Origin of the sequence: Dietzia sp. CH92, assembly GCF_032248695.1 — a bacterium.
In the GTDB taxonomy this organism is placed as follows: Bacteria; Actinomycetota; Actinomycetes; order Mycobacteriales; family Mycobacteriaceae; genus Dietzia.
In genome coordinates, this window is the sequence record NZ_JAVHXC010000001.1 from 666,132 (window position 1) to 686,594 (window position 20,463).

Genomic DNA, 20,463 nt, shown 5'->3' on the forward strand with positions numbered 1-20,463 from the left:
ACCCCCGCAGCCGAGCTGCGGGGGTTCTCCCGTGTCCGGGGTTCTCCCCGGCAGGCCTCCTCAGCCCAGGATCGTCCAGTCCTCGAGGCCCTCGTACAGCGGCGTGGCCTTGGCCAGCGCCGTGACGCGCTCACGCAGGGCCGCCGTGTCGGCGTCCTTACCGGCGGCCAGCGCGGTCCCGATGATGTCGGCGACCTCGCGGAACTCGTCCGCGGTGAAGCCCCGGGTCGCCAGGGCGGGCGTACCGATCCGCAGGCCGGAGGTGACCATCGGCGGGCGCGGGTCGAACGGGACGGCGTTGCGGTTCACGGTGATGCCGACCTCGTGGAGCAGGTCCTCGGCCTGCTGACCGTCGAGCTCGGACTCACGCAGGTCCACCAGGACGAGGTGGACGTCGGTTCCGCCGGTGAGGACCGACACGCCGGCGTCTTTGCAGTCCTGCTGGGTCAGTCGCTCGGCGAGGATCCTCGCGCCCTCGAGGGTGCGCTGCTGACGCTCGCGGAACTGCTCCGTTCCGGCGATCTTCATGGCGGTGGCCTTGGCGGCGATGGCGTGCATGAGCGGCCCGCCCTGCTGACCCGGGAACACCGTCGAGTTGAGCCTCTTGAACAGCTCGAGGTCGTTGGTGAGGATCATGCCGGAACGCGGTCCGCCGAGGGTCTTGTGCACGGTCGTGGAGACCACGTCGGCGTGCGGGACGGGGCTCGGGTGCAGGCCCGCGGCGACCAGGCCGGCGAAGTGCGCCATGTCCACCCAGAGCTTGGCGCCGACCTCGTCGGCGATCTCGCGGAACTTCGCGAAGTCGAGGGTGCGCGGGTACGCCGACCAGCCGGCGATGATGACGTCGGGCTTCTCGGCCAGCGCCATCTCGCGCACGGCGTCCATGTTGACCAGCATGGTCTCGGGATCCACCTCGTAGGCGGCGACCTCGTACAGCTGGCCGGAGAAGTTGAGCTTCATGCCGTGCGTGAGGTGGCCACCGTGAGCCAGGGACAGGCCCATGATCTTGGAACCCGGCGCGGCGAGCGCCATGAGGACGGCCGCGTTGGCCTGGGCACCGGCGTGCGGCTGGACGTTGGCGTACTTGGCGCCGAAGACCTCCTTGGCGCGGTCCCGCGCGAGGTTCTCCACCACGTCGACGTGCTCGCACCCGCCGTAGTAGCGGCGGCCCGGGTAGCCCTCGGCGTACTTGTTGGTCAGGACCGACCCCTGCGCCTGGAGGACCGAGCGCGGGACGAAGTTCTCCGACGCGATCATCTCCAGCGTGTCACGCTGGCGGGCCAGCTCGCCGGCCATCGCCTCCGCGACCTCCGGGTCCAACTCGGACAGGGATGCGGAGAACACGTCGGTGTTCGGGTCGGTCATCGTTGCTCCTCGCGCGTGGGCTTCTCACCGGATACGAATCGTGTGGGGCCACGGCTCGTGTCGTCGCCCACCAGTCTAGTGGCACGCCACCCGGGCTCCCCTACCCCGTGGCCACCTGCCACAATCGACAGTCGTGAGCAGACAAGCCGGGGACTACACGCCGTACGTGGAGTTCGACCGCCGGAGTTGGCGGCGACTGCGGCGTGCGATGCCCATGGTGCTCACCGAGCAGGACCTCGAGGGGCTGCGCGGTCTGGGTGAACACCTCGACCTGGACGAGATCGCGGAGATCTACCTGCCGCTGAGCCGGCTCATCCACCTGCAGGTCTCCGCACGTCAGCGCCTGTTCCAGTCCACCAACCTGTTCCTCGGCGAGACCGTGGACGCGCCGATGCCGTTCGTGATCGGGGTCGCCGGTTCAGTGGCGGTGGGCAAGTCCACCTCCGCGCGTGTGCTGCGCGCGCTGCTCACCCGCTGGGACTCCCACCCCCGGGTGGACCTGGTGACCACCGACGGGTTCCTCTACCCCAACAGGGAGCTACAACGCCGCGGGCTCATGCACCGCAAGGGGTACCCGGAGTCCTATGACCGCCGCGCGCTGCTGCGCTTCGTCACGGAGGTCAAGTCCGGGGCGCCCGTGGTGCGCGCCCCGGTGTACTCGCACACGAGGTACGACATCGTGCCGGGCGAGCACATCGAGGTGCGCCGCCCGGACATCCTCATCGTCGAGGGTCTCAACGTTCTGCAGACCGGCCCGCGCCTCATGGTCTCGGACCTGTTCGACTTCTCCCTCTACGTGGATGCGCGGATTGAGGACATCGAGAAGTGGTACATCGAGCGCTTCCTCGAGCTGCGCAGCACGTCGTTCTCCAACCCCGGCTCCCACTTCGCGCACTACGCGGACCTGTCGGACCAGGCCGCCCGGATCGCGGCGCGGGAGATCTGGAACTCCATCAACCGGCCCAACCTGGTGGAGAACATCCTGCCGACCCGGCCGCGCGCGACGCTGGTGCTGCGTAAGAACTCGGATCACTCGATCCAGCGGCTGCGCCTGCGCAAGATCTGACGCCTCTGGGGCGGGCCCATCTAACGGACTCTTACGGAAGCGGCGAACGGACCGCAGCAGACGGTGAATCCACAGCGGTCCGTATCGGTGGCTCAGGCTGTCAGGCTTGTAGAGTCCGTTCCGGCCACAGGAAGGACAGACGCACCCGCGAGATCAGCCAGACCCCGTCCACTTTCCGGTATTCGTCTTCGTAGAGTCCGACGTAGAGAAGCGGGTTCGCGTGCCCGCCCTGCGATGTGAGCGTTCCCTGTCGGGTGAGGATGTCCAACAGATACCAACGCCCTCTCGCGGAGTCTTCCCCCGTCAACTCGATCCACGGATTCGTCACGGCGTGGATCGCGTTGTACGGCGCTCCCACCTGTTCGGCGACCGCAGCGTAGTTCGCGCGAATGGTCTCTCTACCGACCCAGTCGCCCCCGTACTGCTCGTCAAATTCACAAACCGCATCCTCAGTGAAGATCGAACCGAGCTTATCGATGTCCTGGCTGTCGAAGTACGCTGAATAAGCGAGGCGCAGGTTCTTGATCTCTTCGAGCGCCAGCAGTCTGTCGATGCTCGCCTGCCTCAACTCGTCGGATACCACGGCGGTCACGCTCCCCTACGGACGCCGGTGGTCACGACGTCCGCCTGTTCCACCACGGACTCCGGAATCGACAGAGACGGGTCGACCGAAATAGTCTTGGGGATGAGGTAACCCTCGAGACCGGCCACCCCGTGCTCCCGGCCGATTCCCGACTCCTTGAACCCGCCGAACGGGGAGTTGAAATCCGCCGAGAACGAGTTGACCGAGAACGTTCCAGTTCTTACTTTGCGGGCGAGGCGAAAGCCCCTCTCCACATCCGAGGTGTAGACCGATCCCGCGAGGCCGTATCGACTGTCGTTGGCGATCCGGATGGCGTCCTCCTCGTCGGTGTACTTGAGCACCGCCACGACGGGGCCGAACACCTCCTCCTGGGCGATCTCCATGTCGGGAGTGACGTCGATGAGAAGGGTGGGTTCGACATACCAGCCCTTGTCGGCCCCCTCCGGGATACCGCCGCCGAACGCCACCTTCGCCCCCTGTTCGACGGCGCGCCTGATCATCGCCAGGACGTTCTCGCGGTGGGATTCGGTGATGAGAGGCCCCATGTCCGTGTCCTCGGAATGAGGATCACCGACCTTGATGTCGGCCATTGCCGCAACCAATCGATCCACCAGTTCGTCATGGCGGGCCTCCGAGACGAGGAACCGACTCTGACACACGCAACTCTGTCCGCTGCTAGGGATGACACTGACCCCGAGCAGGATCGGGACAGTGGTGTCGAGATCGGCATCGTCCAAGACGATCGCGGCAGACTTTCCGCCGAGTTCCAGCACGACCGGCCGGATGAGCGAACCGCATTCGCGGCCGATTTGGGAGCCGACGCTCGTGGATCCTGTGAAGCTCACCATATCGACGTCCGGGTGGGAGACCAGGTAGGCGGACTCTTCTGGGCCAGCGGCCACGATGTTGATGACCCCGGGCGGAAAACCGACTTCGTCGATCAGATTCCCCAATGCGAACACGGCGAGAGGGTCGGGCTCCGGAACCTTCACCACAACGGTGCATCCGGCGACGATGGCCGGTGCGACCTTCTGGGATGTCCCAGGCATGGTGAAGTTGTAGGCGACCATCGTCGCCACTACTCCGACCGGCTCCTTGACAACGAGGGCCTGAGTCTCGTACGGCATGATCATGCCGCCGGCCGATCCTCCGGCGAGCGGTCCGAGGTCGGCCTTGCGCACTTCCTGGAACGGGTAGTTACGTCCCACCTCCGCGTTGTAGTTCCAATGCAGGGTGGGCGCGACGGCCTGGTAGACGTCGGCGAGCATCCGCGTACACCCCAGCTCGTCGACCAGCAATTCGGCCATTTCGTCCTTGACCTCGTAGAGCCGGGTCGCGAGCGCCTCACACAACGCGGCACGCTCCTCGACCGGCCGACTCGCCCAGTCAGTCTCGTAGAACGCGCGCCGGGCCGCCTCGACGGCGGCGTCAATGTCGTCGCGGGTGGCGCGGGGCACCTCGCCGATCGGCTCGCCCGTCGACGGGGACACGACGGTAAACTTCTCGGTCGACGCCGTCGGCCGCCACTTCCCGTCGATGTAGAACTCGTTGTAGCTCCTGGGGAGCATCGATCCTCCTGATGTGGTGTGAGTAAGGTCGGTGCTGCGGCAGCGACCGCCGAGATGACTACAGATCCAGAACGAGGCGCGGGCACGAGGCGCGGGAAACGCAGATCATCATGGTTTCCTGGGCGTCCTGCTCATCAGGGGACAGCACGACGTCGCGGTGTTCCGCGGTGCCGTCGAGAATCGGTGTCTCACAGGAGCCACACGTGCCCTCGGTGCATGAGGTCGGCACGTAGACTCCCGCCTCATTGACCACTTCGAGGATCGTCCGGTCCTCGGGCACGTGAACCGTTATGCCGGTCTGCGCCAGTTCCACCTCGAACCCAGTGTCGGCGGACGTGTCGATCTGGATCGCCGTGAACCGCTCGATGTTCAGCGTGCCTTGCGGCCAGGACTGACACCGCTCCTCGACCGCCGCGAGCAGCGGCTCCGGGCCGCAGCTGTAAACTAGGGTCTCTTTTGTCGCGGTGCCCAGCAGTCCGTCGAGATCAATGAGACCGTTGACGTCCTCGGGCCAGATAGTGACCCGATCACCCAGTTCGCGCAGGTCATCCACGTAACCCATCGTGGACTCGCTGCGGCCACCGTAGACGAACCGCCATTCGGCGCCGGCGGCCTCCACCGCACGCATCATCGGGATCAGCGGGGTCACGCCGATCCCTCCGGCGATGAACAAGTACCGCTGCGACTCGTGAAGCGGGAAGTGGTTCCGCGGCCCCCGCAGTTCGACCGACGTGCCAGCCCGGAGTTCCTCGTGGATGCGGCGCGACCCTCCCCTGCCCTCTTTCTCCAGGAGGACCGCGACCGTGAAAGTCGTGCGGTCAGCCGGATCCCCGCACAGTGAGTACTGCCTGATCTCCCCGTCGTCTAGAACGATGTCCACATGGGCGCCCGGCTCCCACCGCGGCAGGTCACCGTCGTCAGCGGCGCGGAACACTAGCTCGACGATGCCCTCGGCGATCTCCCGCCGGCGGTCCACGATCGCACTAATCGCCCGGTCACCGATCGCTTTCTCCCCCAGGTCGACAATGTCCGTACGCGCGGGTTCCTGAACCATGGTCATTGCTACCTCAGGATTCCCGCACGATGGAGATGGCTGATTCCGGGCACGCCCGCACCAACCGTCGTGCGGTCTCGGCCGACATTTCCGGCGCATCCTCGCGAACCACGCCGCGTCCCCGGTCGTCCTCGGCGATGTGGCCGGGCTCCAGCGTGTAACAACGAGCGTGGCCGACACAGAACTCGTGATCGATCTTGACCTTCATGGTGCGTCCTCTCGGGTGTGCGTCGTCCGAACTCAGCGGACGGCCGCGGCAGGGGTGATCTCATCGACGGTGACCACAAACTCGGTGAGACCGCGGGTTGGCATCGAGTGAGTCTTGATCGTCTGGTCGGGAGCGAGGGCGATTCCCGGCATCCGGGTGAGCACCGCCGTGAACGCCACTCGCAAGAAGATGCGGGCGAGGTTGGATCCGAGACAGCGATGGATGCCGGCACCGAATGAGACGTGGCGCTTGTTCTCCCTGTGCACGTCCCAGGAGTCCGCGTTCGCGAAAACCGACTCGTCACGATTCGCCGAACCCGGCAGGTTCCAGATCTTGTCGCCGGGCTTGAGGTCGTAACCGTTGAGGGTCGTCTCGGTGGTGACGGTCCGTTGCATGAGTGTGACGTTGACGAACAAACGCAGGGCTTCCTCGATGGCCTCGTCGAGGAGGGACGGGTCGTCCTGCAACTCCTTGAGGTCATCCGGGTGGGTGGCCATGTGGTGGATGGTCCCGCTGAGGACGGTGCCGGTGGACTCGAGACCGCCGAGCGTCAAAGCGATCATGATCTTGATGAGGTCGGAGTCCTCGGGGACCTCCCCACCGGGCCTGCAAGTGGCCAGGACGGTGACGATGTCGTCGTCGCCCCGGGGGTTCTCGCGGCGATCCCGGAGAATCTCCATGAGGGCTGCGCTGAGGCTTGCGAACGCATCGACCGCGCGCTCGGGGACGATCAGTGCGTCCTGCGCCCACTCCGAGAACTGGAGGATCCGGTCACTGTCCGCCGGGATGCCGAGGATCGCTGCGAAGATCGCGCGGGCCTGCATCGGTCGGACGAACTCGTCCATGACCTTGAAGCTCGTACGTCCTTGGAGGCTGGCGAGGAGGTCGTCGGCGATGCCCTCGATCAGCTCTGAGTGTGCCTCCATCTTCTTGAGGGTCATCAACGGCTCGATAATCCTGCGCCACTCGCTGTGGACTGGAGGGTCAGTGTCGAGGGGGATGAACACCGGGGTGTCGTTGGGGTCGTCGTAGCGGCGATCGGCGAGATGGGAGGCCGCGCGACCGGACTGGAAGGTCCGCCAGTCGCGCTGGATCTTCCACAGGTCCTTGTAGCGGGTCACGAGGGGCACGGCGGTGTTGCCCTGCTTGTGGAACGCGAGGTCGTGGTTCTCTCGCAGATGCTTGAGGATCTCGAGGTTGTTCTCGTTGTACTCGTCGGACCACATGTCGACGAACGGGCACTGAGGGTTGTCCGCATCAACGGTGCTCGGATCGGGCAGTTGCTTACCCATGGTGCTTCTCCTGGAGTGTGAGGGGCGAGTGAGGGGCCGGTCGGATACGACCGGTGTCAGGACTTGAGTCCCTCGGGCAGCAATTCCGACTCGTCGGCCTCGACGAGCGATCCCCCGAGGGCGCGGAAGAGGATGATCGAGTCGTAGTACTCGACGAAGCGCGCGACCTTGCCGTCACGAAGAACGAAGCGGGCGATGTACTCGTTGGCGTAGCGGACGCCGCTACGGAGCGTCATGTCGCTTTTGTAGGTGGCGATAACGACGTTCGGGTCGTTCGCGAGCGTGTCCATCGACATGTCGTGGAGATTCTCGGAGCCCTCGATCATGTGGTCTCGGGCCTGGCCGAGCACCTCCATGTAGGCCGCGCGACCTACGGTCTCGCGTTCGAATGTCGGCGGGCGGAACGGGAGCTCGAAGACGATGTCCTCGGTGGACAAATCGTGCATCGTTTCGATGTCCCACTTATTGAGCGCGTCTGTGTAGTCGCGCACCAGATCCAAGTTCCTGCGCCGAAGATCCTCGGTCATCTTCTTCCCCTCCATTGGGTCGAGTTGAATTCACTTAGGGCGAACTGTAACCACGGTCACACGGTGACGCAAGCCATATTGACAAACAACTTGGATTTCCTTGTTTGTTCGCACTCCGAACAAACTTGCAGGTCAGAACCGCTTCCCGGCCGGCCATCATGTCGCCGCAGGTAGGGCCACTAAACTATGACGTGGCAACGAAACTGGGCTAGCGTCCGTTTCGCCACCCCCACGGGTTTGACAGGTGCCTGATGGCAGCCCCCGGAATCCGAGCCCGTTCGCCGTCTCGGCCGAACCGGTTTGATCCGCAGTCTCATGACGGTCGGGCCCGGGGATGCCCCGAGCCCGACCGTCAAATTGCAGACGCGCTGTCAGTCGTCTGCCGACCCCTCCGACACGAGCTGAACACGCGACACCTCGTAGACGTCGATGTGTTGGACGAATCCGGTGTTGTCGCCGTTCGCGGCCGCCCACCCCTCACTCTCGGGCGCCTTCCTGAGCGCCTCCTCCGACTCGAACGCCATGATCGAGAACGCGTCGGGCTTAGGCGCCCCCTCGGGGATCCCCCAGTTCGTCATCGGGTTGTCATTGAGGAAGGTATGCCACCACGCGACACCGGGAATCGACTTGCCGATGTCCGCGTGCTTGCTCAGGTAGTGATCGCGGAATTCCTCGGGCGAAGTTCCCGCCCAGCGATAGAGGGCGAACAGATATACAGGCTGATTCTCGATCGAGACCATGACCGGGTTCCTTTCTAATTGTGGGCGCAGGCGGTTCGACCACCCGTCCCCTACGAGATGAAGCGAACAGGCAGCGCAGCGGGTCCGTAGAAGTTGAAGCTCTTCTTCGCGGCCGGATCCTCGTCGACCAACTCCACGCCGGAGAAGCGGGAGATAACTTTCTCCAGCACCATCCGCAGCTCCATTCGCGTCAGAGAGGTGCCGGGACAGACGTGTGGCCCGCCCCCGAAGGCGACGTGATCGGACCGGTCCCTACGACCGAGGTCCATCCGGCCCGGGGCCTCGAACACCTTCGGGTCGCGGTTCGCTGTGCCCATTCCCACCCACAGCATGTCGCCAGCCCGGAGCTGGTGACCGCCGAGCTCGACGTCCTTGGTGACCCCGCGGAATGAGCCCTGCACGGGCGAGAACATACGGAGCATCTCCTCCATGAAATGCGGGATCAGCGCGGTGTCTGCCTTCAGCTCCGCCCACATCTCCGGATAACGGCCGAGATACTCGATCATCTTCGACAGCGCGGTGGCCGAGGTCTCGCTCCCGCCGACCATCGTCAGCTGGAGCACCTGGTAGAGATCGTCCCGACCGAGCGGGGTCTCGCTGGCGGAATTGAGCCTCACGATCCGAGAGATGAGGTCCTCGGTCGGGTTGGCCACACGGTCGTCGATCTGCTTGTTGCAGTAGGCATCGAAGCCGTACCTGGTGTCGACAAGCGCCTCGATCTGCTCGTCGGTCTGGTCGGGGTTGCCGACCATCGAATTGAACCCCTCGGTCCAGTCGAGCATCTGCGGGACCATATCCCGCGGGAATCCGAGGATGTCAGCGATGACGGTCATCGTGTACTTGTTGGCGAAGTCGTCCACGAACTCGACCTCCTCGCCGGGTTCGATTCCGCCCACGAAGATGTCCGCCGTCTCCTCGATCCGCGGCGCCCACGACGTCAGCGCTTTCGGAGTGAGCGCGCCCATGATGAGCCGTCGGTGCCGACCGTGCTCCGGCGGGTCGGCAAAGAGCAGAACCTTCCGGTCGCTCGTCCCGTAGTCGTCACCGAGTTCCTCCTTGGCGCCCGGGCGCCGGGCCGCGAGCTCGACCAGGCGCTGCCACTCGTCGGACACCTGTTCGCCGAGCATCTTCTTGGTGGAGAACACCGAGGCGTCTTTGAAGACCTCCTGGGCGTGCTCGTGGTCGGCCACCACCCAAAACCCCAGCGCGTCACTACGGGAGACCGGACACTCGGAACGCACCTCGTCGAAGGCGGTGTGCGGGCACTTGAGCTGCTCGGGGTCGAGACCGAAGAACTTCTCGTAGTCATAGCCGGTGGTCACTTAACACCTCCAAGGTGAGTGAACCCACTGACGAACTTGAAAGACCGTACGCTCCCGAAGCCCTCGAGCAGTCCGTGGAGCTCCTCGTTCATCGGCCCGTATATCCGCAGATCCAGAACGTCGACCATCGACATGAGCCGGCCGATGGTCTCGTGGTCCATCTCCTTCAGATGCCGCACCATCGCCCCGGCGTCCGCGTAGTGCTCGTGCGCGAAGAGGATCCGGGCGCCCTCGTCCAGATAGAAGTTGTGCCCGCGAATGTGCTCGCCCTCCGCCGAAGAACCGGCGCTCACCTCAGCGAGGATGGATCTGAGTTGGTCGACCGTGACGTCGTCGTGGAGCTTCATCTCCGAGGTGGCCCGCACTTCGTTGCTGCTGTCCGCCATACCGCTCCCTTTCGGCTGAATTGAACTCTCTTCAGCGACGCTATGTGAGCCACAACACACTGTCAACGGCTAATGAGTCTTTTGCTGATCGCACCACCAATGACGAGATGGGACCTAAAGTTGATCGATCAAGTCTCGGCTCCCCCCAACCGGTTGGACGGGAGTCCTCGTCCTGAACTCGCGCTATAAGTACAACCTCGATGATTACGCGTGGCGGCAAGGTACGTCGATGTCCGCACCGGGCGCAGCGACGGAGAGCAGCGGGTAGCCTCTAACGATCGGCGCGACGGCGATTGCAGAGTGCGCCAGCGAGCTTGAGGAAGGCTCAGGGAAACTACGCCCCGGAGGCTGGCAGATCACGCTCAGGCGCCAGTCGGTTCGCTGGCAGACCGGCGATCCTCAGGAACTCGGTAAGCCCACGGATACCCTGTTCACTATCGTCCTTCTTGCACCGGCGGCGCGCCCGTCTCCCCCTCGGGGACACCGCGGCGCCGCAATTCGGCTTCGGCCCGGACCAGGCCACCGTGTTCGAGCGCGGCGAGCCAGCTGTGGTCCGACCACACCAGCCGACCTCGCCGTCTGACCTCCACCGCGAGTTCGCCGGTGAGGTGCTCGATCGACCCGGCGGAGTTGCGCTCCTGCGACGGCAGCGGCACGGGCAGGACGTGCGCGCGGTCGAGCGGGGAGCGCCCGCTGACGCGGATCTCCCAGCCGTAGCCGCGGCCCTCGAGCTCCCAGCTCTCGTCGGTGACGTCGGCGCGCACGGGCGAGACCACGGGGTTGCCGAGCCGGATCACACGCCCGCCGGGGAGCCGCACCACCAGGGCGGTGACCTCGGTGCGCAGCGGCCCCGAGTGGATCTGGCCGCCGGCGAACGCGACGCAGGTGTCGGGCTCGGAGAATGCCTGGGCCTGGCCCCACCACCACGAGTCGGGGAAGCCCTCGGCGCCCCAGTTCTTCTCGCCGTACACCTCGGCGTCGTCGAAGTCCCAGCGGCGGCCGTCGAGCTCGGCCCAGCCGCTGGCGCGCCCGCCGAGCAGCCAGGGGTGCCAGTACTGGTTGAGCGCGGGGACCGACTGGAAGATGCTCGACCCGCCGACGGCGCGGCGCGGCCACTCCACGGGATCGGCGATGTCCACGTGCAGACGGGCACCGTCCCCCATGTCCACGCGGATGCCCTCGGGCAGGTACTCGAACCGCCCGCCGGAGCGTGCGCCGATGCGCTCGGGGTCGGCCCAGCCGTGCGGCGCCGCGGCGAGGCGGAGCGTGGAGACCGGGCCCGAGGGCGACGACGACGAGGTGTCCCCGTCGCCGGGTCGGCGCGCGCCACCGGCCTCGAGGGGGATGATCACCTCGTCGGAGGCCAGGCCGAGCGTCGCCCAGTGGCCGTCGGGTCCGCGGTTGACCCCGATGAGGGCGATCGCGACGCGCCCGCGTTCGCGGTCGGTGATCCGGAGGAAGTACCCCTCCATGGCGACGCCGTGTGCGCGGCGCGGATCTCCGAAGGGCAGGTCTGCACCGGTCGCCCGGTATCGCCGGAGGGGTCCCATGCTGCCAGCGTCCCATACCGGGACCGGCGGGGAGTCGGGAATCTAGGGTGAAGGCGTGTACGAGACGCAGTTGGCCCTGCGGCCGCCCCGCGAGCACGTCGATCCGCGGTGTCGCCGGTGGTGGGCGGCGCAGGTGGCGCTGTGGATGGCCGGCCCGCTGATCGCGCTGGCCGTCGCGGCGGTGTTCCTGGGACCGTGGCTGGTCCTCGCCGCGGTGGCGTGGGCGGCGCTCACGGTGGTCGCGCTGATCGGGGTGCCGCGGGTGCGGTGGGCGATCCACCGGTGGGAGGCCACGGACGTGGCCATCTACAGCCGTAGCGGGTTGTTCTGGGAGGAGTGGCGGGCCGCTCCCCTGTCGCGGGTGCAGACGGTGGACAGGACCCGCGGTCCGCTACAGCGGCGGTTCGGCCTGGCCACGATCGTGGTGACCACGGCCTCCTCGAAGGGCGCGGTGCGCATCAGCGCGCTCGACGCCGACCTGGCCGAGGAGATGGTCGATCGCCTCACCCTCCTCGCCGAGGACGACCAGCGGGACGCCACGTGACCACGCCCGAGCCGCCCGGGCCCCTGCCGCCCGCGCCGCGACCGGAATGGCAACGCCTCGACCGCCGCACGATCGGCGCGTCGAGCATCGTGGCCGCCGGCGCACTGGCCGCGGTGGCGGTACCCGTCGCGATCGGTCTGCTCCTCAACGGGGTCGGCCCGGGCCGGGTCGCGTTCTGGACGATCTTCGCCACGGTTCTCGGCGCGGCGGGCACCGCGATCTCGGAGGTGGTCCGACTCGCGGTGACCGACTACCGGGTCGACACCCACCGGATCGAGAAGCGCGTGCGCTTCCTGTCGAGCTCCACCACGACCCTCTCCGCCCAGCGTGTGCGCACCATCGAACTCACCGCCGATGTCGTCGAGCGCCGGTTGGGTATCGCCACGCTCAGGCTCGCCAGCGGTGAGACCGACGGCTCCCGTCTGACCCTGTCGGCGCTGGACCGCCGTGTGGCCGAGCGGCTCCGTCGCGATCTGTTGGCCGAGCGGGCCTCCGCGGACACCGAGGAGATCGCGCGGCTCGACCCGAGGTGGGTGCGCTACGCGCCGGTCGGGGTCGTCACGCCGGTGTCCGGGCTCGTCGCGTTCGGCCTGGTGTTTCAGGTGGCGGACTGGTTCGACGCGGTGCCCGCCATGCTGGAGTGGGTCTGGGGCCGGATCGGTTCGCTGCCGGTGCCCCTCGTCGTGGTGGGGGTGGTGGTGGCCGCGCTCGCGCTGGGCGCGGTGGCGGCGGTGGCCGTGTTCGTGGAGACCTGGTGGGGCATGCGGTTGGAGCGGCACCGCGACGGTTCGCTCGAGCTCCGCCGCGGGCTGGTGGTGGGGCGGCACACGTCCTTCGACGGCCGCCGGGTCCGCGGGGTGACGCTCTACGAGCCGCCGGGCCTGCGGTCGGTGGGCGCCGCGCGCCTGGACGTCATCGCCGTGGGGGTGGGCGCGGGCACCGACGAGGAGGGCGCGTCCACGCAGAGCCCGGCGTTGGTCCCGGGCTCACCGCGCGGGGTCCCCGTGCGGGTCGCCGAGGCGGTGCTGGGCGAGGCGGTCCCGGCCGTGTCCGGTCACGGCGGGCCATCGGCGCCGACCGGGCCGGGTCACGGTGGGGCGTCGGCGCCCGGTGTCACCGCGCTGCGGGCCCACCCACGGATGGCGCGACGACGACGAGCCGTCCGCGCCCTCCTCGCCACGGCCGCACTCACCGCGCTCGCGGCCGCACCCGTCCTCGTGTGGCGGTGGCTGTGGTGGGTTCCCGTCACGGTGGCCGCGACCAGTGGGGCGGTCGCCGCGTGGGCCGCCGTCGACAACTACCGGGGACTCGGCCACGCGGTCGGCCCGACGCTCGTGGTCCTGCGCAAGGGGTCGTTCCTGCGGCGTACCGACGTCCTCATCCGCGACGGGATCCTGGGCTGGAACGTGCGGCGCACCCCGTTCCAGCGCCGCGCCGGGCTCGTGACGCTGGTCGCCACGTCGGCCGGGGGTGGCGGCGCCTTCCGGCTGCCCGACGTCGACGAGCGGGCCGCGCGCGACTTGTGGTCGACCGCCGGGGACGTCTGGGACCACCTCACGCCCGGGGCCTGACCGTCGCCCCGGTGTCGGCGCCCGGTGACACCCACCGCGGACTCAGTCGGCGTCGACGGGCCGGACGTCGGTCCTCGGATCCAGTTTCCGCACCAGGCTCGGCGCGAGTTCCGAGAGCTCGAACTCGGACAGCAGGCGCCCGACCTCGTCGTCGTCGACCCCGGACAGCACCCTCGCGATGGTGACCCCGTGCGAGGGCACGCTGACCACCCGGATCTCGTCGCCCGCCCCGACCGGCCCCGGCGTCAGGACCCGCGCGTACGCGCCCGGCCGCCCGCCCTCGGTGAACCGCCGCACCCAGCGCGGCTTCCCGACCCGGTGCGCGAAGGTCTGGCACGGCACGCGCGGCGTGGTGATCTCCATGCGCAGGCCCGCCGCGCCACCGGCCGCGCCGTCGCCGGGCACCTCCAGCACCGTCCCGATCTGCAGCCGCGAGGTGTCGACACCCGTGACGCGGAGGTTCTCACCGAAGAAGCCCGGCGGGATCGGGCCGCCGAACTCGGACTCCCACTGCGCGACATCGCAATCGGAGAGCAGGTACACGGCCTTCCAGATGCCGCCGTGGTGCTTGCGGTCGGCCTGGACGTCGCCGTGCAGCCCGTACTCCCGCACCTGGACCGGGCCGTCGACGGGGCGCTTGTCGATCGCGCTCACCCCCACCCGACCCGGCACGTCGATCAGTTGGTCGACCACGCAGACGGCGCGGACCGTGAACGAGGCGGGCACCGAGGATGCCGACGGCGTGCTCACTGCCCGAACCTCCGGTTGCGGGCCGAGTACTCGCGCAGCGCACGCAGGAAGTCCACGCGCCGGAACGCGGGCCAGTAGGCCTCCGTGAACCAGATCTCCGAGTAGGCGCTCTGCCACAGCAGGAAGCCGGAGAGCCGCTGCTCGCCGGAGGTCCGGATGACGAGATCGGGGTCGGGCTGGCCCGAGGTGTAGAGGTGCTCGCCGATCCCCTCGACGGTGATCCCCTCGACGAGGTCCGCGCCCGACCTGCCCTCGTCGATCAGCTGGGCCACCAGCTCGCGGGCGGCGTCGGCGATCTCCTGTCGCCCGCCGTAGCCCACCGCGACGTTGACCTTGACCCCCGGGCGGCCGGTGCTCGCCTGGGCCGCGTGCCGCAGGCGCCGGGCCAGCCACTCGGGCAGCAGCTCCAGGCGCCCGACGATCCGGACCTCCCAGTTCCGCTCGGGCCGGGTGATCTCGTCCACCACGTCGGCGATGATCTCCAGCAGCTCGCCCAGTTCGTCGGCGTCGCGGCCGAGGTTCTCGGTGGACAGCAGGTAGATGGTGGCCACGTCGATCCCGAGCTCGTCGCACCACCCCAGCATCTCGGCGATCTTCACCGCGCCGGCCCGGTGCCCGTGGGCGACGTCCGTGAAGCCGGCCTCCTTGGCCCAGCGGCGATTGCCGTCGCACATCACCGCCACGTGACGCGGCAGCCTCTTCCCGTCGAGCGACGACCGCAGTCGGGACTCGTAGAACCGGTACAAGGGGGAGGTGGCCACGCCGGAAAGAGTACCGCGCGGCCACCCCCGCCCCGTGGAGCCCCTGACGCGCCGCGCGGTCAGCCGCGCCGGCCCGCGGGGGTCAGTCCCGGCGGCCGGCGGGGGTCAGTCCCAGCGGCCGGCGGGGGTCAGTCCCGGCGGCCGGCGCGCACCGCCGCGGCGAGGGCACGCAGCCCGTCCGCGGTGGTCTCCCACCCCATGCACGCGTCGGTGACGGACTGCCCGTAGACGAGCTCGTCGGCGTCGACGGACTGGGCGCCGGGCTCGATGAAGCTCTCGATCATCAGTCCGGAGATGCCCTGCTCTCCCCCGCCGATCCGCTCGGACAGCTCGGCCACGACCTCGGCCTGCCGCTCGTGGGACTTGCCCGAGTTGGCGTGGCTCGCGTCCACCATCACCAGGCCCGGGAGTCCGACCTTGCCCACGGCCGCGACCGCCGCCGCGACGGACTCCGCGTCGTGGTTCGGCCCGCGGGTGCCGCCGCGCAGGATCACGTGGCAATCGGTGTTGCCCGCCGTCTCGACCACGGCCGCGCGCCCCTCGGCGTCGGTGCCGAAGAACACGTGACGCGCCGCCGAGGAGCGGCACCCGTCGACCGCCACCTGCACCTCGCCGTCAGTACCGTTCTTGAAGCCGACCGGCATGGACAGGCCCGACACGAGCTGACGGTGCACCTGGCTCTCCGTGGTGCGGGCGCCGATCGCACCCCAGGAGACGGCGTCGGCGATGTACTGCGGGCTGGTCGGCTCGAGGAACTCCGTCCCCACCGGCAGCCCCAGGTCCAGCACGTCGAGCAGGAGCTTGCGGGCGGTGCGCAGACCGCGCGGGATGTCGTAGCTCCCGTCGAGCGCGGGGTCGTTGATGAGACCCTTCCACCCGACCGTGGTGCGGGGCTTCTCGAAGTACACCCGCATCACGACGAGCAGGTCCTCGGCCGTCTCCTCGGCGAGCGCGGCCAGACGCCCGGCGTAGTCCAGCGCGGCGTCGGTGTCGTGGACCGAGCAGGGGCCCACCACCACGAGCAGGCGGTCGTCGCGGCCGGCCAGGACGTCGGCGACCTCTGAGCGGCTGCGCTCGACCAGCGCCTCGCGGGCCTCCCCCAGCGGGAGCTCGCCGAGGATCTCGGTCGGCGTCGGCAGCGGCGAGTAGGACAGGACGCGCCTGTCGGCGGTCTGGGTGGGGTTCTCGGCGGTGATGGTCACGGCGGTCGCTCCTGGTGTCGCGGTGGTGGCGGGCCCGGGTGCCGTGATCCTTCGAGGTGCCCATGTCGCACCCGGATCCGCCGCTACTGAAAAGGCGGGAGGCGGCGACCATGGTGGTCACCGCCTCTGGGCTCCGGGTGTCGACGATCCGTCTAGCGGACGCGTGCGCTCGCGGCGCGGGCTCCACCCGGAGCCCACATAAAGCGCCAATATGCGCGAGCGATCGACATGGCAGACACAGTAGCAGACGGCCGGCCCGCCCCCGGAATCGGCCGCCCCGGTCCGGCGTGCGCTCGCGCCTGCGCGGCACGCCTCCGCCAGCCGTCACTTCGGCCCGCATTCGCCCAGGACGCCTCCCGGCGGAACGTACACAAGCGACGGCTGACGCGGGAAACCTCCTCGGGAGGCGGCGGGCCCGGGTCAAGCCGCGTCGTCGGGCGTGCGCGGGGGAATCCCGCGGACTGCCGAGCCTCCGCGGGGGAACTTCTCGCCCACCGCCGGGTGAGGGGAATACCGGCCGGCCCCCTTTTGTTTGACGTATCAGCAAAGTAGGATGGGCCATGTCAACAAACGAGATGGGCCAGGCCACCACGAGAGAGGCATCACCATGCAGTTCGGAATCTTCAGCATCGCCGACATCACCCCGGACCCCACCACCGGGCGCATACCCACCGAGCACGAGCGGCTCGAGGCGATAGTCGAGTACGCCACCCTGGCCGAGCAGGTGGGCCTGGACGTCTTCGCGCTGGGCGAGCACCACAACCCGCCGTTCGTGACGTCCTCCCCCACCACGACGCTGGGCTACGTGGCGGGCCGCACGAACGAGATCATCCTCTCCACGGCCACCACGCTCATCACGACCAACGACCCGGTGAAGATCGCCGAGGACTACGCCATGCTGCAGCACCTGTCCGGCGGCCGCGTGGACCTGACCATGGGCCGGGGCAACACCGGCCCGGTCTACCCGTGGTTCGGCCAGGACATCCGCCAGGGCCTGCCGCTGGCGATCGAGAACTACGAACTCCTGCACCGCCTGTGGCACGAGGACGTCGTGGACTGGGAGGGCAAGTTCCGCACGCCCCTCCAGCAGTTCACCTCCACCCCGCGGCCGCTCGACGGCGTGGCCCCGTTCGTCTGGCACGGCTCGATCCGCTCGCCGCAGATCGCCGAGCAGGCCGCCTTCTACGGCGACGGGTTCTTCCACAACAACATCTTCTGGCCCATCCACCACACCAAGCAGATGGTCGAGCTGTACCGCCGCCGCTACGAGCACTACGGCCACGGCTCCGCGGACCAGGCGATCGTCGGACTCGGCGGGCAGTTCTTCGCCCGCAAGAACAGCCAGGACGCGGTGAACGAGTTCCGCCCCTACTTCGACAACGCGCCCGTCTACGGCCACGGCCCCTCGCTCGAGGACTTCACCGCCCAGACCCCGCTCACGGTGGGATCGCCGCAGCAGGTCATCGACCGCTACATGACGATGCGGGAGCACGTGGGCGACTACCAGCGCCAGCTGTTCCTCATCGACCACGCAGGCCTGCCGCGCACGACGGTCCTCGAGCAGATCGAGATCCTCGGCACCGAGATCGTCCCGGTCCTGCGCCGCGAGCTCGACGCGCTGCGCCCGGCCCACGTGCCGGACGGGCCGACCCACGCCGCGCGGGTCGCCGCCCGTGACGCCGAGCTGGCCGCAGCCGGCGAGCCCGCCTACTCCGACGCCTACCGCTTCGGCACCGGCGACAACTGGACGGGCCTCACCGCCGAGGGCGGGCAGCGGGCACAGCAGGAGTCGCTCGCCCGCAGCCGTCGCACCCAGGCCCGCCTCGCCGAGGCGCCGGCCGGAAAGGAGTCCAAGTGACCTCCGAGCACCTGACCGACCACACCATCCCCGGCGAGCGGCCGCTCAACCTCGTCGTCGTCGCCGCCGGCACCTCCGTGCCCTCCAGCACGCGGATGCTCGCCGACCGACTCACCTCCGCCACCCGCGACGCCCTCGCCCGCCACGGGCAGCGCGTCGAGGTGACGGTCCTCGAGGCGCGCGAGCTGGCCCACGAGGTCGTGGACGCCACCTTCACCCGGTTCCCCGGTGAGAAGCTGAGCGCGGCGATCGACGCGATCGGCCGCGCGGACGGGCTGATCGCGGTGACGCCGATCTACAACCAGTCGTTCTCCGGCCTGTTCAAGTCACTGTTCGACGTGATCGAGCCCGGGACGCTCGCCGGGGTGCCGGTGGCGCTGGGCGCGACGGGCGGGACGGCGCGGCACTCGCTGGCGATCGACTACGCGCTGCGGCCGATGTTCGCCTATCTCAAGGCCGACGTCGTGCCGACGACCGTGTTCGCCGCCGCCGAGGACTTCGGGGCCGTGTCCACCGCCGCGGACGAGAACTCCCTGCGGTCCCGGGCGACCCGGGTGGGAACCGAGCTGGGCGACTACATGCTGCGGTTCGCGGGGGTCACCGCCGGCGCGGTGGCGCCGACGCGCGCCGACGACAAGCGGGGACGACGGGACGACGACGACGAGTTCAGCGACTTCGTCCCGATGGGCGATCTCCTGGGCCGCTGAACCGGCGTCCGGCCCGCCTGATGCCTGCGGGCGTCAGCGCGGGTCGCCCACCTCGTCACCATCGGGGGCACCGATCACGCCGGAGCGGTCGGTGCCCTCGTCGGCGAGCTGGTCGGGCGTCGGGTTCTCCGCGTCGAAGCTCTCCGGCAGGTTCTTGATGTGCTTGTTCATGTTGCGCACCAGCAGCACGGTGGCGATGAGCAGGATCAGCACCAGCGGGATGCCCAGCGGGGAGGCCTTGCCGAACTCGGGGCCGACGGGGTTGTCGTTGTACCCGGGGGTGCCCGGCGACTGGTTCTGCGCGAACACCATCGCCGACTCGTACGCCAGGATCTGGACGTCCGGCCCCAGGGTGATCATCGCTGGTCCTCACTCGTGCTCGGTCCGACGGGGAGCTCGACCGACGGGTCGACCCCCGCGAAGAGGTCTGTCTCGTATTCTCCCTCAGCGAGCTGAGGGAATCCCACCCGGCTGGCCGCGAGTTCGAACTCCTCGGTCGGCCACACCCGCTGCTGCATCTCCACCGGAGCGGCGAAGAACCAGCCGTTGGGGTCGATCTGGGTGGCGTGCGCGAGCAGAGCCGAGTTGCGCTGTTCGAAGTAGTCCGCGCACTCCACGCGCGTGGTGACCCGCTCCATGACGTCCGGGCGGTCGCCCCAGCGGGACAGGAACTCGGAGAAGTGGCGGACGCCGTCGCGGGCGAACAGCTCCTCGTCGAGCAGTTCCAGACGGCGCCGGGGGAAGCCGTGCGTGTAGTAGACCTTCGCGATGGCCCACGGCTCACCCGCGTCCGGGTACCGGCTCGGGTCCGCGGCGGCCTCGTAGGCGGCCATCGACGCGGAGTGCACCTTGAGGTGATCCGGGTGGGGATACCCACCGTTCTCGTCGTAGGTGATCATCACGTGGGGCCGGAACTCGCGGATCCTGCGGACCAGGGCCTCGGTGACCTCGTCGTCGTCGGCCAGGGCGAAGCACCCCTCCGGCAGGGGCGGCTTGGGGTCGCCCTCCGGCAACCCCGAGTCCACATAGCCCAGCCAGTGGTGGTCCACGCCCAGGATGTCGGCGGCGCGCGCCATCTCGCGCACCCGCACCGCGGGCAGGTCCGCGGTGATGTCCGGGCGGTCCATCGCGGGGTTGAGGATGTCGCCCCGTTCTCCCCCGGTGCACGTCTCCACCAGCACGTGGACGCCCTCCGCGACATATCTGGCCATGGTCGCCGACCCCTTGGACGACTCGTCGTCGGGGTGGGCGTGGACCGCCATCAGCCGCAGACCGGCCATTCGACACACCTGCCGTTCTTCTCGCGTGAGTGGATGACCGCACCATTCTATGGGCGGCGACCCGCGTCGCGCCCCCGGGCCGGACCCCGCGCGGACCCCCGACCGTCCCGCGCCACCCGTCCCGATACC

At 68.6% G+C, this 20,463-nt stretch carries 21 protein-coding genes; 5 read left to right on the plus strand and 16 right to left on the minus strand.

Annotation, left to right across the window (positions count from 1 at the left end; all coding sequences use genetic code 11):
- Positions 1–60 precede the first annotated feature (60 nt).
- Positions 61–1,365, minus strand: a complete 1,305-nt coding sequence (gene glyA / locus RWK90_RS03170) for a serine hydroxymethyltransferase (RefSeq protein WP_314034578.1) — start codon at positions 1,363–1,365, stop codon at positions 61–63.
- Positions 1,366–1,498: 133 nt separating this feature from the next.
- On the opposite strand from glyA, the gene coaA reads away from it, so the two are divergent.
- Positions 1,499–2,431, plus strand: a complete 933-nt coding sequence (gene coaA / locus RWK90_RS03175; protein WP_396230256.1) for a type I pantothenate kinase — start codon at positions 1,499–1,501, stop codon at positions 2,429–2,431.
- A 100-nt stretch (positions 2,432–2,531) separates the two neighbouring features.
- Here the strand turns inward: coaA and RWK90_RS03180 are convergent, their stop codons facing one another.
- The 10 genes from RWK90_RS03180 to RWK90_RS03225 all read right to left on the minus strand — a co-directional run bounded on the left by RWK90_RS03180 (position 2,532) and on the right by RWK90_RS03225 (position 11,661).
- Positions 2,532–3,023, minus strand: a complete 492-nt coding sequence (locus tag RWK90_RS03180) for a nuclear transport factor 2 family protein (protein WP_314034580.1) — start codon at positions 3,021–3,023, stop codon at positions 2,532–2,534.
- Complete coding sequence (locus RWK90_RS03185) at positions 3,020–4,582, minus strand: aldehyde dehydrogenase (protein ID WP_314034582.1); 1,563 nt, start codon at positions 4,580–4,582, stop codon at positions 3,020–3,022. Before RWK90_RS03185 ends, RWK90_RS03180 begins: the two co-directional genes overlap by 4 nt.
- A 58-nt stretch (positions 4,583–4,640) precedes the next feature.
- Positions 4,641–5,642 (minus strand): PDR/VanB family oxidoreductase, encoded by a 1,002-nt coding sequence (locus RWK90_RS03190; RefSeq protein WP_314034584.1) that lies wholly within the window; start codon positions 5,640–5,642, stop codon positions 4,641–4,643.
- 7 nt (positions 5,643–5,649) lie between these two features.
- A complete protein-coding gene (locus tag RWK90_RS03195; protein ID WP_314034586.1) occupies positions 5,650–5,844 on the minus strand; it encodes a ferredoxin in 195 nt (64 codons plus the stop codon).
- Between the two features lie 32 nt (positions 5,845–5,876).
- Positions 5,877–7,136 (minus strand): cytochrome P450, encoded by a 1,260-nt coding sequence (locus RWK90_RS03200; protein WP_314034588.1) that lies wholly within the window; start codon positions 7,134–7,136, stop codon positions 5,877–5,879.
- A gap of 56 nt (positions 7,137–7,192) precedes the next feature.
- Entirely contained in the window at positions 7,193–7,627 is a 435-nt protein-coding gene (locus RWK90_RS03205; protein ID WP_314034590.1) for a nuclear transport factor 2 family protein, read from the minus strand.
- A gap of 407 nt (positions 7,628–8,034) precedes the next feature.
- Positions 8,035–8,403 carry an EthD family reductase gene (locus tag RWK90_RS03210; RefSeq protein ID WP_314034592.1) on the minus strand — a complete coding sequence of 123 codons (369 nt, stop codon included), beginning with the start codon at positions 8,401–8,403 and terminating at the stop codon, positions 8,035–8,037.
- Between the two features lie 50 nt (positions 8,404–8,453).
- Positions 8,454–9,725 (minus strand): cytochrome P450, encoded by a 1,272-nt coding sequence (locus tag RWK90_RS03215; protein ID WP_314034594.1) that lies wholly within the window; start codon positions 9,723–9,725, stop codon positions 8,454–8,456.
- Positions 9,722–10,111 (minus strand): hypothetical protein, encoded by a 390-nt coding sequence (locus RWK90_RS03220; RefSeq protein ID WP_314034596.1) that lies wholly within the window; start codon positions 10,109–10,111, stop codon positions 9,722–9,724. Before RWK90_RS03220 ends, RWK90_RS03215 begins: the two co-directional genes overlap by 4 nt.
- A 434-nt stretch (positions 10,112–10,545) precedes the next feature.
- The gene (locus RWK90_RS03225) at positions 10,546–11,661 is read right to left on the minus strand and encodes a tocopherol cyclase family protein (protein ID WP_314034598.1); all 1,116 of its coding nucleotides are present in this window, start codon (positions 11,659–11,661) and stop codon (positions 10,546–10,548) included.
- 55 nt (positions 11,662–11,716) lie between these two features.
- Here RWK90_RS03225 and RWK90_RS03230 point away from each other — a divergent pair, with 55 nt between their 5' ends.
- A complete protein-coding gene (locus RWK90_RS03230) occupies positions 11,717–12,205 on the plus strand; it encodes a PH domain-containing protein (RefSeq protein ID WP_314034600.1) in 489 nt (162 codons plus the stop codon).
- Positions 12,202–13,776 (plus strand): PH domain-containing protein, encoded by a 1,575-nt coding sequence (locus RWK90_RS03235; RefSeq protein ID WP_314034602.1) that lies wholly within the window; start codon positions 12,202–12,204, stop codon positions 13,774–13,776. Before RWK90_RS03230 ends, RWK90_RS03235 begins: the two co-directional genes overlap by 4 nt.
- A 42-nt stretch (positions 13,777–13,818) precedes the next feature.
- Here the strand turns inward: RWK90_RS03235 and RWK90_RS03240 are convergent, their stop codons facing one another.
- From RWK90_RS03240 to RWK90_RS03250, 3 genes are all read right to left on the minus strand, one after another.
- Positions 13,819–14,526: an MOSC domain-containing protein gene (locus RWK90_RS03240; protein ID WP_314034604.1), complete on the minus strand. Its 708-nt coding sequence runs from the start codon at positions 14,524–14,526 to the stop codon at positions 13,819–13,821.
- On the minus strand, positions 14,523–15,287 hold the full coding sequence (locus tag RWK90_RS03245) for an isoprenyl transferase (protein WP_314034606.1): 765 nt from the start codon (positions 15,285–15,287) through the stop codon (positions 14,523–14,525). Before RWK90_RS03245 ends, RWK90_RS03240 begins: the two co-directional genes overlap by 4 nt.
- Before the next feature lie 128 nt (positions 15,288–15,415).
- Positions 15,416–16,489, minus strand: coding sequence for a 3-deoxy-7-phosphoheptulonate synthase (locus RWK90_RS03250; protein ID WP_314034608.1), 1,074 nt, complete (start codon positions 16,487–16,489; stop codon positions 15,416–15,418).
- 607 nt (positions 16,490–17,096) lie between these two features.
- Here RWK90_RS03250 and RWK90_RS03255 point away from each other — a divergent pair.
- Positions 17,097–18,347: an LLM class flavin-dependent oxidoreductase gene (locus tag RWK90_RS03255; RefSeq protein WP_314034610.1), complete on the plus strand. Its 1,251-nt coding sequence runs from the start codon at positions 17,097–17,099 to the stop codon at positions 18,345–18,347.
- Positions 18,344–19,054 (plus strand): CE1759 family FMN reductase, encoded by a 711-nt coding sequence (locus RWK90_RS03260; protein ID WP_314034612.1) that lies wholly within the window; start codon positions 18,344–18,346, stop codon positions 19,052–19,054. The genes RWK90_RS03255 and RWK90_RS03260 overlap by 4 nt, the downstream gene beginning before the upstream one ends.
- 33 nt (positions 19,055–19,087) lie before the next feature.
- Here RWK90_RS03260 and RWK90_RS03265 read toward each other — a convergent pair whose 3' ends face one another.
- Positions 19,088–19,414, minus strand: coding sequence for a hypothetical protein (locus RWK90_RS03265; RefSeq protein ID WP_314034614.1), 327 nt, complete (start codon positions 19,412–19,414; stop codon positions 19,088–19,090).
- Complete coding sequence (gene mca, locus RWK90_RS03270) at positions 19,411–20,334, minus strand: mycothiol conjugate amidase Mca (protein WP_314034616.1); 924 nt, start codon at positions 20,332–20,334, stop codon at positions 19,411–19,413. Before mca ends, RWK90_RS03265 begins: the two co-directional genes overlap by 4 nt.
- Between the last annotated feature and the right edge of the window lie 129 nt (positions 20,335–20,463).